This window comes from Bacillus sp. NPDC077027, assembly GCF_050269555.1.
Lineage (GTDB): Bacteria > Bacillota > Bacilli > Bacillales > Bacillaceae > Bacillus.
This window is the reverse complement of record NZ_JBNNIO010000004.1, coordinates 68,680-84,492: the sequence shown is the minus strand read 5'-3', so window position 1 is coordinate 84,492 and position 15,813 is coordinate 68,680. Positions and strand designations below refer to the sequence as shown.

Genomic DNA, 15,813 nt, shown 5'->3' with positions numbered 1-15,813 from the left:
AAACAGTTTCAACAAGTTTTGTCCTATTTCTTGTATGAAAATCTGACAAACTTGCTTCATTGCAATATGAATCTGCTCAGCCTTTTCCTGATCTGCCCTTATTGTAGATTATAGTATGAGTGAGAACTTAGCGAGACAAATCTCTGCCTCGCTAGGCTCCTTGCTTTATATGTCAAATTGACATGATCGGCCAGCGTCAACCGATTGTTTTTCATATGTTTCCATTAGGGCACTTCGGTCGTCAACAAAATGGACTGTCAAACCCTTTTCTTTTGGCTTTTCCGGCTAAACAGCCTGACTCATGCAAGGCAAAAAATTTTGCCTTACAATAAGAGAGGAGCATTGGACGTCTTTTCAAATACTGTCCTGTAACAGGTAGAAGAAAAAACGCATTTCATGATACAGCTCTACTCTGTTATATTTTAACGCATTATAGACGGAAAGAGTACAGTTTTTTTCATGACATCAAATATTCCTCTTGGTGTCACTCGAATGTACGGTAGATGCGTGCTTTGGAAAAAGAGCAATGTATCAATCGGATCATCAAATGGATACCCTCGTTCAATGAGAAGCTCACGTAGCTTCATCTCTTGTTCAAGGACGGTGTCAAATGGTTCGGCAGATGCACAGCCTGATAACTGTAACGGGATTTCATGAAGAACTTTGCCATTCTCCGTTAGGACAATCCCACCACCTATTTCCTTCATTCGCTTGTGCGCGAGCATCATATCTTCTTTGTTTTTTCCAATGACTAAAATATCACCTGTTGTCGAAAATGAACTGACAAAGCCTTGTACCTTACTAGCAAACCCTTTAAGCATCGTGTTAACTCGCCATTCTCCTTTGCGGTCAATCAGGCTAAAAAAGCTCTCATCATGATCACATGTGAGCTGATTAACAGAGTTGTCAATTTCCACAGTATACGGCTCCATGATGACGGAGTTTCTCATTTTCACACCGAGCGGCATTGAAAATTGCAAGTCACTCATTGTTAAATCATAGCAAAGATCTAGTGGAACAAGACCGCCATTTTCCCATTTTGTTTGCTGGAATTGATGCTGATTCTCACCATCTAGCTTCAGCAACTTCCCTTTCGATAGAACAGTCTCAGGATTTGGATCCATTGGATCATTTAAAATATTTAAGGTGGCCAATCTACCAGGTCCAACAACCCCTAACAGATCATCGATTTGATAGTATTTTGCAATATTAAAGGTCGCCATGTTGTAAGCATCAATGACAGGCACCCCTTCTTCAAGAGCGATAGAGATCAGTCGATTAATCATTCCATCTTTATAAAAATGCGGGGCAGCGCCATCTGTTGTATAGAAGAAATGATCATATTGTCTAAAATCACGTTCGTGAAGCTCTTTTAGGATTTGTGCTAAATCCGGTCGAATGGAAGAATGACGTAATGACACATAGTAGCCTAATGATAGACGCTTTAACACATCGTCTGCATTCATGGCTTCATGATCACTGTCTGCTCCAAAGAGTTTCATTTTTGTTAGCGTTTTCTCAGAAGCGCCAGGGAAATGGCCTTCAATTCGTTTACGCTGCTTTTTTGTTTCCTGCATGCAATATAAAATGAGATCATCGCCGTCCATCAACCTTGGCCAGCTTGTCAATTCACCACCCTGAAGAACATCGGGATGATCAATCCATTCTTTTCGATAATTAATGGGTAGCATTTCATCTTCATATCTCACTTCTGTTTGAAGATCATATCTGGACCACCAAAAATAGTGGAATGGCTGTTTTTTTAATTCGCACAAAGTGGAAAGCGCTTTCTTTTCATTGCTCTGCAAGAGAAGAAATAAGTTATCACTAACCATCGTTGTTGTGCCAAATTGAGACACATATTCTGCAAGAGATTGGGGATTATAAATATGAAAAGGGTGTGCATGAGGTTCAATATACCCTGGTACAATGTATTTTCCTTCACAATCAATTACACGTTTTGCTGATTTATTTTGAGGAAACTCTGCTCCGACATAAACAATTCGATCATCATGTATCCAAATATTCGCCTTCACCCATTGCTTGAGAAATGGGTTTAGCACTAGTCCATTCATTAAAAGGAGTGTTGGAACTAATTTTGAGTCGACTACATCGATTTGTGTGCGGATGTCATTGTTTCTCCAATTAAAAGTACGTTCGGACATTCACATACTCTCCTTCATTTGTATTAGCACTATCGTAACATACCGAATCAAGTTACGCATTAATGAAACGTTACAATTTCTTGAAATCACGTTTTAAAAAATTAAAAAAGGAGATAAACTCATGAAACCTAACCTTGGATTAATGGAAGCTGTCATCAGAATTGCGTGTGGTCTCACGATACTAACAGTGGCTGGTTCAGCCTTCACAAGAAAACCTTGGTGCAAAATGCTTCTCCTTAGCATCTTTATCGGCGGCTTAAAGACAGCTTCTGGTATACTTCGTTTTTGTCCAGTGACCTTTATGTGCGAAAATCAAGACAGCCAAACACATAAAGAAAAGGCTGAATAGTCCAACAGCCTCTCAGCGTCGATAACATCAAAGGGTTGATGTTATCGACTTTATTTCGTGAATCAGAAAATATATACTTACTCTCCCTCCGCAATTTCACACCATTTCACAATCGTTCCAGCAATCATTTCTGCTGCTTCCATCACATGTTGAAGGTCAATAGATTCATTTGGGTAGTGAGCAAGTTCTGTTGTACCAGGTCCAAACACAATGACTGGGATATTTGCGACATGTGAGAGTAGTCCTCCATCGGTTCCCCAAGGTGCCGCCTCAATTTTTGGCGGTTGACCCGCCACTTCTGCATACTGTTCCATGAGTAGTTCTACAAGCGGGTGATTCGTTTCAATCGAACTCGGTAGCCATCGTGCGCCAAACCACTCGACCTCTACTTGGTGCTTTTTAAACCAATCATCTTTTTGATCAAGCGTCGCTATATATTTTTCAAATTCCTCTTCTGCCTGTTGAACCGTTTCCCCTGGCATAATCCCTAGTCTACCTTCTAACAACACAAGATCTGCCACCGAGGATGGCCAGTCGCCTCCTTCTATTTTTCCTATATTAATTGGTACTGGGATCGGAATATCCTTGAAAAGTGGTTCTGTGATTCGTTCGTTTCTTAATGCTTCAAGTTCTGCAACATGTGATAACACAACATGGCTTTTTTCAATGGCTGATACCCCATGATATCTTGTTCCACCATGCGCCGCTCGCCCTTTTACATGAAGCCTAAACCATTTTGAGCCTTGCTGAATCGGAAAAATCTTCATATGACTTGGCTCTGGAATGATGGCTGCATCTGCTGTATACCCTTTTAAAATGGCTGATAGTGTCCCTGCTCCTCCGCTCTCCTCTTCGACCACACTATGAAATATGACATCACCTTTTAGTGTAATATCAAGTGCGTGAAAGGCTTCAAGCGCAAGCAGTAAGGAGACATTACCACCCTTCATATCGGTTGCCCCACGACCATAAAGTCTCCCGTTTACTATATGACCACTGTATGGCGGATATGTCCATTGCTTATGATCTCCCTCAGGCACGACATCCACATGGCCATTTAACAGAATAGATTTACCTTTCCCTTTGCCTCTTCGTCTTCCTGCTACATTGGGGCTTCCTTCAAATGATTGCCTGGGAGAATAAAAGAACGGATGCTTGATTAGCTCCTCGCCATCTGGCTCCCACATTTCTGTTTCAAAACCGATTGATTTCAACTTTTCAGCGACAATATGCTGAACCTTTTTCTCACTCCCTTGAACACTGTCGCACTGAACGAGCTTTTGCAGTAGCCAAACAGCATCTTCTCGATGCTCCCTTATCCACTGCCTGATTCGACTGATTTCTTCCATCGTTTTCATCCTTTCTCAGACAACCAATTTCACATCAGGGGATACGATAAGGGGTGCTTCAGTTGATCGGATCACGTCTTCTGGTTGAAATGGTGGCATCACTTCTCGCAAAGTAAGAATATTTGACTCGACTTCTATTACCGCCATATCTGTAATGATGAGATTGACACATGCTTTAGCAGTCAATGGAAGGGTACATGTGGATTTCACCTTAGATTGACCGTATTTATCGAGATGGCTCATGACAACAATGACCTTCTTCGCTTTTTGAGCTAATTCGATCGCCCCGCCCATACCTGGCACTCTTTTTCCTGGAACAATCCAATTGGCTAAATCACCCTGACTGCTTACTTCAAGTGCGCCTAAAATCGTCATATCCAGCAAACCTTTACGAATAATACCAAATGCCGTTGTACTATCCATATAAGAACCACCTTTATTCAAGGTAATCGGAAAACCTCCAGCATTACATAAATGAGGATCTTCTTCACCAATCTGCGGGGAAGATCCTGCCCCCATGATGCCATTTTCTGCATGAAGCCACACATTGAGGTGTTCTGGAATATACTCCGCCGCAAGTGTAGGGATGCCAATACCTAAATTGACAATCATCCCATCTTGAATCTCCTGCGCGGCTCTTTTCGCAATGCGATGTCTTACATCGACTTCTCCCATGCCCATGTCCAGTTCACTCCTTTTGATTGCACGACTTTATCCACAAATACACCCGGTGTGACAATCTCTTCAGGATGAAGACCACCGATTGGCACAATCTCTTCAGCTTCTGCAATGGTCAAATCGCCTGCCATCGCAACTATTGGGTTTGTATTTCGAGCGCTTTTATCAAAAATGAGATTGCCGGCTTCATCGGCTTTGAGTGCACTCACAATCGCTAGATCAGCGGTTAACGCAGGTTCAAGAATATAATCTTTTCCCCTTAACTGCACCAATTGTTTATCTTCAAGTCGCGTGCTATCCATTCCTATGTCAGTGACAATGGCTGCAAGCCCCATCCCGCCTGCTCTTATTTTTTCTGCTAAGATACCTTGTGGATAAAACATAACCTCAAGAGTACCTTCCTGCATCTTTTTACCTGCGACAGGATTTGAGCCGATGTGAGAAGCTATTATTTTCTTCACCCTGTTCTCTGAAATCAGTCTCCCTACACCAATATGTGGGAAGCCGGCATCATTTCCAATTAAGACTAAGTCGTGGATATTTGCGTCAAGTATGGCTTCAATTAAAGTGGGCGGTGTCCCGACACCTCCAAACCCGCCAAACATGAGAGACATCCCGTCCTGAAAGACTGTCATCACTTCATCTAATGTAGAGGTTTTCTTCATCATCATTCCTCCTTACATTGCAGATGGAAAAAGCCCTCGCTTCATCACTTCCTGCTCCACTTGATTCATCGTTACTTGGAATACATCAATTAGTTCATCAATTTCGTTCTGAGTGATTGAAAGCGGTGGGGCGATAATAATCGCAGCTCCTCCCACGCCTTGCTCGCCAGCATTTGCCGGATAGACAAGCAATCCATTTTGTTTAGCAGTGTCAACCACTAATTCCGTAATACCAGCATGCTCTGGGAATGGTGTTTTTGTAAAACGATCTGCGACAAATTCAACCCCGATTAATAAGCCTCTCCCCCTCACATCACCGATCATTAAACTGTTCGTTTGTATATTTTCAAGTGCTTTCATTAAATAGCGACCTGACATCGCAGCACGATCGGCAAGCTGATGTTTTTTGATATATCGGATAACGGCAAGAGACACAGCGGCAGAAAGCGGGTTGGCACTGTACGTGTGTCCAGCCATGACGACACCTGATCCTTGTAAAATAGGCGTAATCACATGATCAGCAATAGCTGCTGCCGCAATCGGTGTATAACCAGCGCTCATCCCTTTTCCGAGCACCATTATATCTGGCTCCACTCCCCAATGCTCCATTGCGAACATCTTCCCCGTTCGTCCAAATCCTGTCATCACTTCATCCGCGATAAATAAAATCTCGTGCTGCTTACACACTTCCTTCATCGCTTCAAAATATCCATCTGGCGGTACAAGTGCAGCTCCTGACGCGCCAACAATTGGCTCTGCAATAAAGGCAGCAATTCGTTCTTTCCCGATCCGCTGAATCTCTGTTTTAAATTCACTGACATACCATTCGACCGCTTTATCTTCCTCTTTAGGAAGCAATGATCGATAAGCATATGGTGCAGAAAGTGCTGGATTATTTTCTAACAACGCTTCAAAGCGTTCTCTCCTTACCAAATGTCCCGACATCGAAAGAGCGCCAAGAGTGATGCCATGATAGCTCATCCATCTCGATATGATATGATTCTTTTCGCTTTTTCCTTGCTCCTGCCAATGCTGTATGGCAATTTTCATCGCCGTTTCGGTTGCTTCTGAGCCACTTCCAACAAAAAATGACCAATTGATTTCACCAGGACAAAGGGTGCTCAGCTCATAAGCAAGCTCTTCTGCTGGTTCATTTGTAAATTGAGAGCGATAGGTGAAGCTCACCTTTCTCGCTTGCTCTGTCATTGCCTCAATCACTTCGGACAGCCCATGCCCAATACTTGCTGTCACCGCACCTGATGAACCGTCTATATATTTTTTTCCGTCCAAATCATATAAGTAAATCCCCTCTCCTTTCACGGCAATAGGGTATTTTTTATGCAACATCGGCTTGATTAAATAATCTCGGTTGTCCATTCTGTCATTCCTCCTTTTCTTTACGCGGCGGGCTGTCAACTTTTCACATGAATCGAAAGAAAATTTTGTATACTTGTTATATGAATAGTTTAATCAAGAGGGCAGCCATCCTCCATTCGCCATACGCCCGAAATTCAAAGGAGTTTTTTATACATCATGTATAAGTCCGTTCAAAAAGGAGGAAAAACACATGGCGATTCTTGTCAAAGATGCTCTCTCGCTCGATATCATGAAGGAAACAACACTCATTGCCGGTCAAAGTGGTTTACATCGAGAAATTCAGTGGGTAACCATCGTAGAAATCATTGAAGATACTTCAAGATTGTCTGAAGGTGAATTGCTTGTGACGACGGGCTTTGGATTAGCAGAAAACAAACAAAAACTTGAACAGTTCGCGCACTTAATAAGATCATGTCGCCTGTCCGCTGTTGCCATTTATAAAGACTTTTATTTGAAGCACATTCCAGACGCACTCATTACAGTAGCAAACGAGAGCGGCACCCCACTCATCGAAATTCCTGCCCATTTAAACTTCTCAGATCTTACAAAAGCCATCTTGGAGCAGATCGTCAATAGTCAACTGCACCAGTTGAAATACTCCGCTGCTATTCATCGACGGCTCACACATTTAAATGTGAGTAACAAAAATGTGAAACAAATTACAGACGAACTGGCACAGTTAACGTCTGCGAATATTGTAGTATTGGATGTTTTTTTGAATCAAACCGCGGCACATTTGAACAAAAATGAAGTCACCTACTCTCCAGCAGAAGGCTTCATCACAGACAAAGAAACCATTCACATGAATTCATTACTCAAACGAGCCGAGGAAAAAGGGCTCCTTGTATATGAACATTGTGGGGAATATGTGTTGGCCGCATGCCCTGTGCTAGCAATGGGAGATGTGTTCGGTTTTATTGTATCTTTGAAAAAAAAGAAGGAATGGCTTAGCCTTGATGCGATTGCCATTGAGCATGCCGGTGCCGTTTATGCCATTGAATGGTTAAAGCAAAAAGCCGTACAGGATACACAAAATCAAATGCAAGGTCATTTATTGGATGATATTTTACAACAGCAATACACAGAAGAAAGCTATGTCATGGAACAGGCAACAAAGCTTCACTATGAAATGAAAGGTGAACAAGTGGTGATTTACTTTCAATTCCAGCATCAGCACACACAGCTTGATCACCACATGGTTCAACGACTGTCTCAACTATTGTCCTCTATTTACGAACGAAGACAGATTCCATTTTTACTCAAAGCAAGGCTTGATTCCATTTTTGTGTTAACTCATGCAGGTCAAAAGGCGGTTCAAGAGACAGAGTGGTATGACGCGGCAGAGGAGTGTCGGAAGATGTGGTCGTACTTTTTCCCCATCCATCCCATTGTCATTGGAATAGGGAAAGCCTATGACCATATGAGTCTATTTGCTAAAAGCGCAAAGGAAGCCCAGTATGCAGCAAGGCTTCTCCCACTACTAAAAACAGACGACTCTATCATTCACTATCAGCATTTGGGCTTATATGGAATGCTACTTGAAATGAATGAAGCTGGTATGAATTTACACGATTTTTACGTTGAGCTACTTAGTCCCTTGCTCTATACAAAAAAACAAGGTGCGGATCTCATTCATACACTCGAAGTGTATTTAGCACATAATGAAAATATTCAAAAGTCTGCGGGTGAATTATTTATTCATCGACATACATTAAGCTATCGCCTCAAACAAATTGAAACAAAAACAGGTTGCAGTCTCAAATCAACCGATGATCGAATGAAGCTCCAACTAAGCATCATGGCATATCGCTTGTCTGGACTGCTTGATCAGATGAGGACGATTTAAGGTTTAATTTGGCGTTTTCACCCATATATTCATGTCTTCGATCTTATCAAAAATATAACAATTGTTTTGAAAACGCCCTGTATACGTGTAGCCTAGCTGATAAAACACTTGATTCATGCCATATGACAGTGCACGTGCAAGTGAGTAAAAGACATAGATATGCATGGATTGAAGCTCTTTCTCCAATGCAAGAATCAAATGATGCATGAATCCTAGTTTCCGATAGGTTGGAAGGGTTGCACAATCCGTCAATTCAGCATTTTCATACGTTTCATTGATCTCAGCAGACGCCGCACTCACAATGTGACCATTATGCTCAACCACGTAAAAAATGGTTCCTTCCTCCATAACCTTTCGTATGTAAGCGGCATCATTCATTGGAGTTGGATACGTTTCAAACACCGTATCATAGAGCTGAGCAAGCATTCGAGCATCACTTGTATCCGCTCTCCTCATCACATAATCATCATGCCATTTTTCTGATTCACGTTTGATTGGTTTTTCTTGAATGGATGCGATCATCTCATCTTCCTTTAGCCAAAAAGGACTAGTCATTCGTTTCTCTGTTAAAAAGAGCGACATCCCAAACGCATCACTTCCACGAAAATAATGGGAAAATACCCCTTCAAGTCGGAAGCCTTTCTCTAAAAAAAGGAGCCAATGCTCACTTCTCGCCTTCACAATGATTTTAGAAGCGTCACTGTTCTTTGCCTCCTGTAGTAGTGCCACAATGACTTCACGTACATTACCACTATAGTCGTCTAAACGAATGCGTTTGTTGAAAGGGTCAATGAGAAACGTTGCAGTAAATTGGTTCGTAGCATACTTTTGTATTTGTGCCATCCTTTCATTCCTCCTAATCTTTTGTTCTACAATCAATATATCCCAATTATCATGATAGAGAATATGGTTGCTGGAATAAAATTCATCTAGTTATTTGGCAGATATGACATCATTTACAAAAAAGTATAATATAATGTATGATATATAACAGTTGTTATTTATTAAAATAATGGAGTGATTTTTATACCACCAAAAACAAAATTTACAAAGGAAGCTATTATTGAAGCCGCCTTTGATATAGCGAAGACAGAAGGGATTGATCGTATTTCTGTTCGAAAGGTCGCAGATAAATTAGGAAGCTCTATCGCCCCTATCTATTTGAATTTTACAGATGTAGATGAGTTAAAACACGTGATCCTAGCAAAAATTCAAGATATCGCACAGCAAATGCTTACGACACCCTACAGTTCTGATCCATTCTTAAATATTGGGATTGCGAATCTTAAATTTGCTAGAGAGTATAGTGTCTTGTTTAAAGATCTCATTCTGAACAGCAATCGTTATTTAGACCGCATTCAACCTTTAAGCATTCATTTACTTGAAAAAATGAAACATTCATCCTCTTTAAACAATTTATCTGACGAAGAATTACAAGGGATTTTGTTTAAAATGCAAGTTTTTCAATTAGGACTCTCCGTCATGGATATGAATGACATGCTTCCAGAGAACTTTGATGAAGAAGCAATGATTCAACTGCTTGAAAACACAGGTAAAGATGTGATCACTGCTGCACTTTTACGAGAAAACGAAAAGAAATAGAGGGAGGTAGTGGAATGGATAAGATAAAAGCACAAAGGGATATTGAACAATTTTTCAAAAAGAAAGTGAAAAAGGACTCGAACATTCATAATGCTTACTTACTTGTGCATTCAGCCAAACATGATTTTGACATCAAGCTGGCTACTGGAAAAGAAGCTATATCTGCCCAACAACCTTATTATATCGCAAGTGTTAGTAAACTGTTTACCGCTGTTCTTTTTGGACAATTAATTGAGCAGGGGGTCTGTTCATACGATGACAATATCTCACGTTACTTACATGCAGATATTTTGACAAATCTGCATATCTACAAAGAAAAAGACTATACAAACGAAATTAAAATCAAACATTTATTAAATAACACTTCGGGTTTACATGATTTCTTAGAGGATAAACCATTAAAGGGAAAGTCCATGATAGAACTTATATTAGATGAGCCAAATAGAACATGGACCCCACTAGAAGTGATCCATTGGGCCAAGGAGAATATGAAAACACATTTCCCTCCCGAAAAGGGGTTCCATTATTCCGATACGGGATATCATCTATTAGGATTAATGATTGAAAAAATCACTGGTTTTCCTTATCATGAACTGCTCAAAAAAAATATTTTCGAACCTTTAGGGATGAAACATTCACACTTCAATCGTACGGAACCATTAGAAAAAAGTCCATTTGATGTAGCCAAATTGTATGCTCGGGATACTGAGATTACGAATCATCAGAGTATGAGTATTGTGTTTGCTGGAGGTGGTATAGTCTCCACTACAGGTGACTTGTTAAAGTTCCTAAAGGCACTCGTGCATCATCAACTTTTAAAGAAAGAGACCATTGAACGAATGAAAAGCGATACAGGTAGGTTCACTTTAGGGATTGATTATGGATATGGAATGATGAATATTAAAACGGTTCCTGTCTTAATGCCAGCAAAATTTAACTCTTGGGGGAATGCTGGTTCTACCGGTTCGTTCATGTTTTATCATCCTGTGACAGATGCGTATATCATAGGGTCCTTAAATCATTTTGGATATGGTCCAAAGGGGATTAGATTAATGCTTCAAATTTTGGATAAACTTCAAAGAGCCCAAAGAAAATAAGGCATCAGACCGTAACGTGTGAATAGTCTACACTTCTTATGGAAAGAGAGATTCATGTACCTCCCAAAATTGAAAAAAACACCTCCAAGTTGATTTAGATAACAACGATCCAAATGACAACCTAAAGGTGTTTTTTATTTTCTCCACTCTATTAAAGAAATTTCAACTACCAATCAAGCACGGTTTATTCACTAACTTTTCCTGCTGCTTTTAATGCACGCGCGCCAATATCACGTCGATAGAAAAGACCAGGTTGAACAATTTCCTCCACGGCTTGATACACTCTCGTTCTTGCCGCTTCGAACGTGTCATCAAATGCGGTAACGTTGGCGACACGTCCGCCATTTGTGACAAATTGATCGTTTTCTCTCTTTGTCCCTGCATGGAATGTCACCACTTGTGGAACCGTTGTATGAAGCTGACCGATAGGCGTGCCTTTTGCATAGCTTTCAGGATAACCTTCTGATGCCAGAACAACACTAACAGCCGCCGTATTTGTCCACTTTAGTTCAATCTCTTTGCCAGCAAGTAAATCAACTAGCACCTTCACAAGGTCTGATTCCAAGCGAGGAAGGACGACCTGTGTTTCTGGATCACCGAAGCGTGCATTAAATTCAATGACTTTCGCGCCTTGCGTTGTAAGTATTAATCCTGCATATAAGATCCCTGTAAATGAGCGATCCTCTTGAACCATCGCACGAGCTGTCGGTTTCAGAATGTCTTGTACAGCCTTTTCAACTGTCTCTTCAGAAATTTGTGGCACTGGGGAGTATGCACCCATTCCACCAGTATTCGGCCCTTTGTCATCGTCAAACGCACGCTTATGGTCTTGCGCAATGACCATTGGATACACTTTGTCACCACTTACGAACGCCATTAATGAAAATTCTTCACCTGTTAAAAACTCTTCGATAACAACAGATGCACTAGCCTCTCCGAACTTCGCATCTTCTAAAAAGTCATGTAGGCAGTCTATGGCTTCTTCTAACGTCATCGCAACCGTTACCCCTTTACCAGCGGCAAGACCGTCTGCTTTGATGACAATGGGTGCTCCTTTTTCTTCTACATACGCCTTCGCTTCATTAAACGAGGTGAAAGTTGCATATTCAGCTGTTGGGATGTGGTACTTTTTCATTAAGTCTTTTGCAAATTCTTTTGAGCCTTCGATGATAGCGGCATTCGCATTTGGCCCAAACACACGCATACCTTCTTTTTCAAATGCATCCACAATCCCTGCAATGAGTGGTACCTCAGGACCAATAATGGTGAGTTCCACCTTGTTCTCTTTTGCAAAACTGACGAGTTCCCCGTGATTGCCTTCATCAATTGGCACAAGCGTAGCAGAATCTGTCATTCCGTCATTGCCGGGTGCGACAAATACTTGCTCGACAAGTGTACTTTGCTTCACTTTCCATGCAATGGTATGCTCTCTTCCGCCTCTGCCGATAATTAATACGTTCACACTGTCATCCCCTTAATGTTTGAAATGTCTAACGCCAGTGAAGACCATGGCGATACCGTATTCATCTGCTTTTTGAATAGATTCCTCATCACGAATAGAACCACCTGGTTGAATGATCGCTGTCACACCTGCTTTTGCAGCAGCTTCCACTGTATCAGCCATTGGGAAGAATGCATCTGAACCGAGTGCACTTCCTTTTGCCTTTTCACCCGCTTGTTCGATAGCAATTTTCGCTGAGCCAACACGGTTCATTTGACCCGCACCAATACCTGCTGTCATGTTGTCTTTTGTAAGAACGATTGCATTGGATTTCACATGCTTTACGACTTTCCAAGCAAGCTTCAAATCCTTCCATTCTTGTTCAGACGGCTCTCTTTTTGTCGGAATCGAAATGTCTGCTTCTTCTAAACCATACGTATCAATATCTTGAATGAGCAATCCGCCATGTACGCTTGTTAATTGCTTGTCTTTTTTGTTTACATCTACTTGTACATCTAGTGTTAACAGACGGATGTTCTTTTTCGTTGTTAAAATATCAAGCGCTTCTTGACTAAAGGATGGTGCGATCACAATTTCTAAGAAGATGGTGTGCAGGACTTCAGCTGTCTGCTTATCGACTTCTCTATTCAGTGCAACAATTCCGCCAAAAATAGATGTTTCATCTGCTTTAAACGCACGATCAAATGCTTCTGCAATCGTCTCTCCTGTTCCAACCCCGCATGGGTTCATATGCTTGACTGCTACAGCAGCAGGCTCTGAGAACTCACGCACAATTTGCAACGCCGCATCTGCATCTTTGATATTGTTATACGAAAGCTCTTTCCCATGCAATTGTTTCGCAGTTGCTAAAGATCCTTTACTTGGCAATGCGTTTTGATAGAAGGTTGCCGCCTGATGAGGGTTTTCACCATAACGAAGGGATTGTTTTTTCTCAAATGTTACAGTGAATTGCTCTGGCTCACTTTCGCCAACAAAGGTTGTTAAGTAGTCAGCGATCAGCGCGTCGTACGCAGCCGTATGGCGAAATACCTTCGCCGCAAGCTCACGTTTTTTCTCTAATGAAACGCCGCTGCCTTCTTTTAATTGTTGGATGACTGTGTCATAGTCACTTGGATCCACGATCACTGTGACATCTTGATGGTTTTTAGAGGCCGCTCGTAGCATGCCTGGTCCGCCAATATCAATGTTCTCAATTGCTTCTTCATATGTGACATCTTCTTTAGAAATCGTTTCTTTAAATGGGTATAAGTTGACAACGACAAGATCAATTGGCTGAATGCCGTGTTCTTCAATTTGTGCCATATGCTTGTCATTTCCTCTAACAGCTAATAGTCCACCGTGAATGTTTGGATGAAGTGTTTTGAGTCGTCCATCCATGATTTCTGGGAATCCAGTCACTTCAGAAATACCAATAACATCAATGCCGTTTTCTTGAAGGAGTTTGTGTGTACCTCCCGTTGAGATCACTTCCACGCCAAGTTCTGTTAGTTCTTTCACAAAAGGTACAATATTCGTTTTATCGGAAACACTGATTAGTGCGCGTTTGATCGTCATGCCTTCGTCACCTCATTAAGATAATTCTAAAAGTGATTTGATCACTTTTGGATATAGTGTATGTTCAAGTTCATGCATTCTTTGTTCAATGGCTTCAAGGTCTTCCCCTTGTTCAATATGAATCGCTGCTTGATCAATAATAGGTCCTGTATCCATTCCTTCGTCAACAAAATGAACGGTAATGCCAGCCACCTTTACACCCGCTTTGTAGGCTTGTCCGATGGCATCTAGCCCAGGAAATGCAGGCAATAATGAAGGATGGATATTCACAATCTTCCCACGGTACGCTTCAAGTAATGTTGGCCCAATCAGCCTCATATAGCCTGCGAGAAAGATCCACTCGACCTCATGTAGCTTTAGTTGTTCGATGATCATTTTTTCAAAGGCTGCTTTATGTTCAAATGATTTCGGTTCAAAGGCAAAGGAAGGAATCCCTTCCTTCTCTGCTCGTTCAAGCACTTTCGCACCTGGTTTATCACAAATTACGAGTGCAACCTGCGCCTGCCATTTCTCTTGTTTCAAACTATCCACAATGGCTTGAAAATTTGTTCCGCTCCCAGATGCGAAGATAGCAAATTTCTTCATGAGAGGTTACCACCACCGAAAGTGACACCTTCTCCTTTTTGAACACGTCCAATTAAGTATGCTTTCTCACCGTCTCCTTCAAGACCTTTGATCACATCATGTAAATGTTCTTCTTTGACAGCAAGAACAAAACCAATCCCCATGTTAAATACATTGAACATCTCTTCTGCTTTCAACTCGCCTTTTTCTTGAATGAAAGAGAAGATTTGCGGAACTGGCCAAGAGCCATTGTCAATCTCAACCCCAAGACCTTCAGGAAGCATACGAGGGAGATTCTCAATAAAGCCGCCGCCTGTCACATGTGCCATGCCGTCGACTTTACCTGCTTTCACTTGTTTAAGAACAGGCTTCACATAGATTTTAGTTGGTTCAAGCAATTCTTCCCCTAGTGGTCGAGCAAATGGCTCATACGTTTGATGCAAGTCAAGACCCGCATCTTCAAGCAATACTTTACGAACGAGTGAGTAGCCATTGCTGTGAATACCGCTAGAGCTTAAGCCGATCAGCAAATGACCTTCTTTGATGCTGTTACCTGTTACGATTTCGTCTTTTTCCACAACACCAACGGAAAAACCAGCAATATCGTATTCATCTTCTGTATAAAGACCTGGCATCTCAGCTGTCTCTCCGCCAACAAGTGCAGAGCCTGATTGCTCACAACCGTCTGCAACACCTTTGACAATGGCTTCGATTTTCACTGGGTTTGCTTTTCCAACTGCTAGGTAATCTAAGAAAAATAATGGCTCTGCACCTTGTGCAAGGACATCATTGACACACATTGCAACTGCGTCTACGCCGATCGTATCATGCTTATCCATCATAAATGCCAGCTTCAATTTCGTTCCGACTCCGTCTGTTCCAGAGACTAGAACAGGCTTTTGATAAGGTAATTCTGATAAATCAAACATACCGCCAAAGCCGCCAAGTGCACCCATTACACCTGCTCGTTTTGTACGCGCTACGTGTTTTTTCATGCGTTTTACCGCTTCATAGCCTGCTTCGATGTCGACTCCTGCGTTTCTGTATGCTTCTGACATCCCATTCACTCCTTTTATCCGCTTCTCTTCGTCCTATTTTTGGCAGA

Annotated in this window: 14 protein-coding genes; 4 read left to right on the top strand and 10 right to left on the bottom strand. The window is 41.6% G+C overall.

Translation table 11 applies throughout. The features are described from left to right. Positions 1-422: 422 nt before the first annotated feature. Complete coding sequence (locus ACQKEZ_RS15005) at positions 423-2,165, bottom strand: adenine deaminase C-terminal domain-containing protein (protein WP_427302127.1); 1,743 nt, start codon at positions 2,163-2,165, stop codon at positions 423-425. A gap of 121 nt (positions 2,166-2,286) precedes the next feature. Between ACQKEZ_RS15005 and ACQKEZ_RS15000 the strand changes: the two genes are divergently transcribed. After that, positions 2,287-2,514 (top strand): YgaP family membrane protein, encoded by a 228-nt coding sequence (locus tag ACQKEZ_RS15000; protein ID WP_427302125.1) that lies wholly within the window; start codon positions 2,287-2,289, stop codon positions 2,512-2,514. A 77-nt stretch (positions 2,515-2,591) separates the two neighbouring features. Here ACQKEZ_RS15000 and ACQKEZ_RS14995 read toward each other — a convergent pair whose 3' ends face one another. The 4 genes from ACQKEZ_RS14995 to ACQKEZ_RS14980 are packed head-to-tail and all read right to left on the bottom strand — an operon-like array spanning position 2,592 to position 6,583. Beyond that, positions 2,592-3,863, bottom strand: a complete 1,272-nt coding sequence (locus ACQKEZ_RS14995; RefSeq protein ID WP_427302124.1) for a peptidase — start codon at positions 3,861-3,863, stop codon at positions 2,592-2,594. A gap of 15 nt (positions 3,864-3,878) precedes the next feature. Further along, on the bottom strand, positions 3,879-4,544 hold the full coding sequence (locus ACQKEZ_RS14990; protein ID WP_427302122.1) for a 3-oxoacid CoA-transferase subunit B: 666 nt from the start codon (positions 4,542-4,544) through the stop codon (positions 3,879-3,881). Beyond that, positions 4,520-5,206 carry a CoA transferase subunit A gene (locus tag ACQKEZ_RS14985; protein ID WP_427302408.1) on the bottom strand — a complete coding sequence of 229 codons (687 nt, stop codon included), beginning with the start codon at positions 5,204-5,206 and terminating at the stop codon, positions 4,520-4,522. The genes ACQKEZ_RS14990 and ACQKEZ_RS14985 overlap by 25 nt, the downstream gene beginning before the upstream one ends. Before the next feature lie 12 nt (positions 5,207-5,218). Then, the gene (locus ACQKEZ_RS14980) at positions 5,219-6,583 is read right to left on the bottom strand and encodes an aspartate aminotransferase family protein (protein ID WP_427302120.1); all 1,365 of its coding nucleotides are present in this window, start codon (positions 6,581-6,583) and stop codon (positions 5,219-5,221) included. 190 nt (positions 6,584-6,773) lie between these two features. On the opposite strand from ACQKEZ_RS14980, the gene ACQKEZ_RS14975 reads away from it, so the two are divergent. Continuing rightward, complete coding sequence (locus tag ACQKEZ_RS14975; protein ID WP_427302118.1) at positions 6,774-8,429, top strand: PucR family transcriptional regulator; 1,656 nt, start codon at positions 6,774-6,776, stop codon at positions 8,427-8,429. Positions 8,430-8,432: 3 nt separating this feature from the next. Here ACQKEZ_RS14975 and ablB read toward each other — a convergent pair whose 3' ends face one another. Continuing rightward, entirely contained in the window at positions 8,433-9,272 is an 840-nt protein-coding gene (ablB, locus tag ACQKEZ_RS14970) for a putative beta-lysine N-acetyltransferase (protein WP_427302116.1), read from the bottom strand. A gap of 174 nt (positions 9,273-9,446) precedes the next feature. On the opposite strand from ablB, the gene ACQKEZ_RS14965 reads away from it, so the two are divergent. Together ACQKEZ_RS14965 and ACQKEZ_RS14960 are read left to right on the top strand one after the other, a co-directional pair. Continuing rightward, entirely contained in the window at positions 9,447-10,031 is a 585-nt protein-coding gene (locus ACQKEZ_RS14965) for a TetR/AcrR family transcriptional regulator (RefSeq protein ID WP_427302114.1), read from the top strand. A 14-nt stretch (positions 10,032-10,045) separates the two neighbouring features. After that, positions 10,046-11,128 (top strand): serine hydrolase domain-containing protein, encoded by a 1,083-nt coding sequence (locus tag ACQKEZ_RS14960; protein ID WP_427302112.1) that lies wholly within the window; start codon positions 10,046-10,048, stop codon positions 11,126-11,128. Positions 11,129-11,312: 184 nt separating this feature from the next. Here the strand turns inward: ACQKEZ_RS14960 and purD are convergent, their stop codons facing one another. Genes purD through purM form a run of 4 tightly spaced genes read right to left on the bottom strand, consistent with a single transcriptional unit; the run spans position 11,313 to position 15,766 of the window. After that, the gene (purD, locus tag ACQKEZ_RS14955; protein WP_427302110.1) at positions 11,313-12,590 is read right to left on the bottom strand and encodes a phosphoribosylamine--glycine ligase; all 1,278 of its coding nucleotides are present in this window, start codon (positions 12,588-12,590) and stop codon (positions 11,313-11,315) included. A gap of 12 nt (positions 12,591-12,602) precedes the next feature. Continuing rightward, on the bottom strand, positions 12,603-14,144 hold the full coding sequence (gene purH / locus ACQKEZ_RS14950; protein ID WP_427302108.1) for a bifunctional phosphoribosylaminoimidazolecarboxamide formyltransferase/IMP cyclohydrolase: 1,542 nt from the start codon (positions 14,142-14,144) through the stop codon (positions 12,603-12,605). Positions 14,145-14,159: 15 nt separating this feature from the next. After that, on the bottom strand, positions 14,160-14,729 hold the full coding sequence (gene purN, locus ACQKEZ_RS14945) for a phosphoribosylglycinamide formyltransferase (RefSeq protein WP_427302106.1): 570 nt from the start codon (positions 14,727-14,729) through the stop codon (positions 14,160-14,162). After that, positions 14,726-15,766 carry a phosphoribosylformylglycinamidine cyclo-ligase gene (gene purM, locus ACQKEZ_RS14940; RefSeq protein ID WP_427302104.1) on the bottom strand — a complete coding sequence of 347 codons (1,041 nt, stop codon included), beginning with the start codon at positions 15,764-15,766 and terminating at the stop codon, positions 14,726-14,728. The genes purN and purM overlap by 4 nt, the downstream gene beginning before the upstream one ends. Positions 15,767-15,813: the final 47 nt, after the last annotated feature.

Coding starts and splice junctions, on each gene's coding strand:
- purH (WP_427302108.1), bottom strand. CDS start 14,144: ATGACGATCAAACGCGCACTAATCAGTGTTTCCGATAAAACGAATATT.
- ACQKEZ_RS15005 (WP_427302127.1), bottom strand. CDS start 2,165: ATGTCCGAACGTACTTTTAATTGGAGAAACAATGACATCCGCACACAA.
- purM (WP_427302104.1), bottom strand. CDS start 15,766: ATGTCAGAAGCATACAGAAACGCAGGAGTCGACATCGAAGCAGGCTAT.
- ACQKEZ_RS14985 (WP_427302408.1), bottom strand. CDS start 5,206: ATGAAGAAAACCTCTACATTAGATGAAGTGATGACAGTCTTTCAGGAC.
- ACQKEZ_RS14995 (WP_427302124.1), bottom strand. CDS start 3,863: ATGGAAGAAATCAGTCGAATCAGGCAGTGGATAAGGGAGCATCGAGAA.
- ACQKEZ_RS14980 (WP_427302120.1), bottom strand. CDS start 6,583: ATGGACAACCGAGATTATTTAATCAAGCCGATGTTGCATAAAAAATAC.
- ablB (WP_427302116.1), bottom strand. CDS start 9,272: ATGGCACAAATACAAAAGTATGCTACGAACCAATTTACTGCAACGTTT.
- ACQKEZ_RS14975 (WP_427302118.1), top strand. CDS start 6,774: ATGGCGATTCTTGTCAAAGATGCTCTCTCGCTCGATATCATGAAGGAA.
- ACQKEZ_RS14960 (WP_427302112.1), top strand. CDS start 10,046: ATGGATAAGATAAAAGCACAAAGGGATATTGAACAATTTTTCAAAAAG.
- ACQKEZ_RS14990 (WP_427302122.1), bottom strand. CDS start 4,544: ATGGGCATGGGAGAAGTCGATGTAAGACATCGCATTGCGAAAAGAGCC.
- ACQKEZ_RS15000 (WP_427302125.1), top strand. CDS start 2,287: ATGAAACCTAACCTTGGATTAATGGAAGCTGTCATCAGAATTGCGTGT.
- purN (WP_427302106.1), bottom strand. CDS start 14,729: ATGAAGAAATTTGCTATCTTCGCATCTGGGAGCGGAACAAATTTTCAA.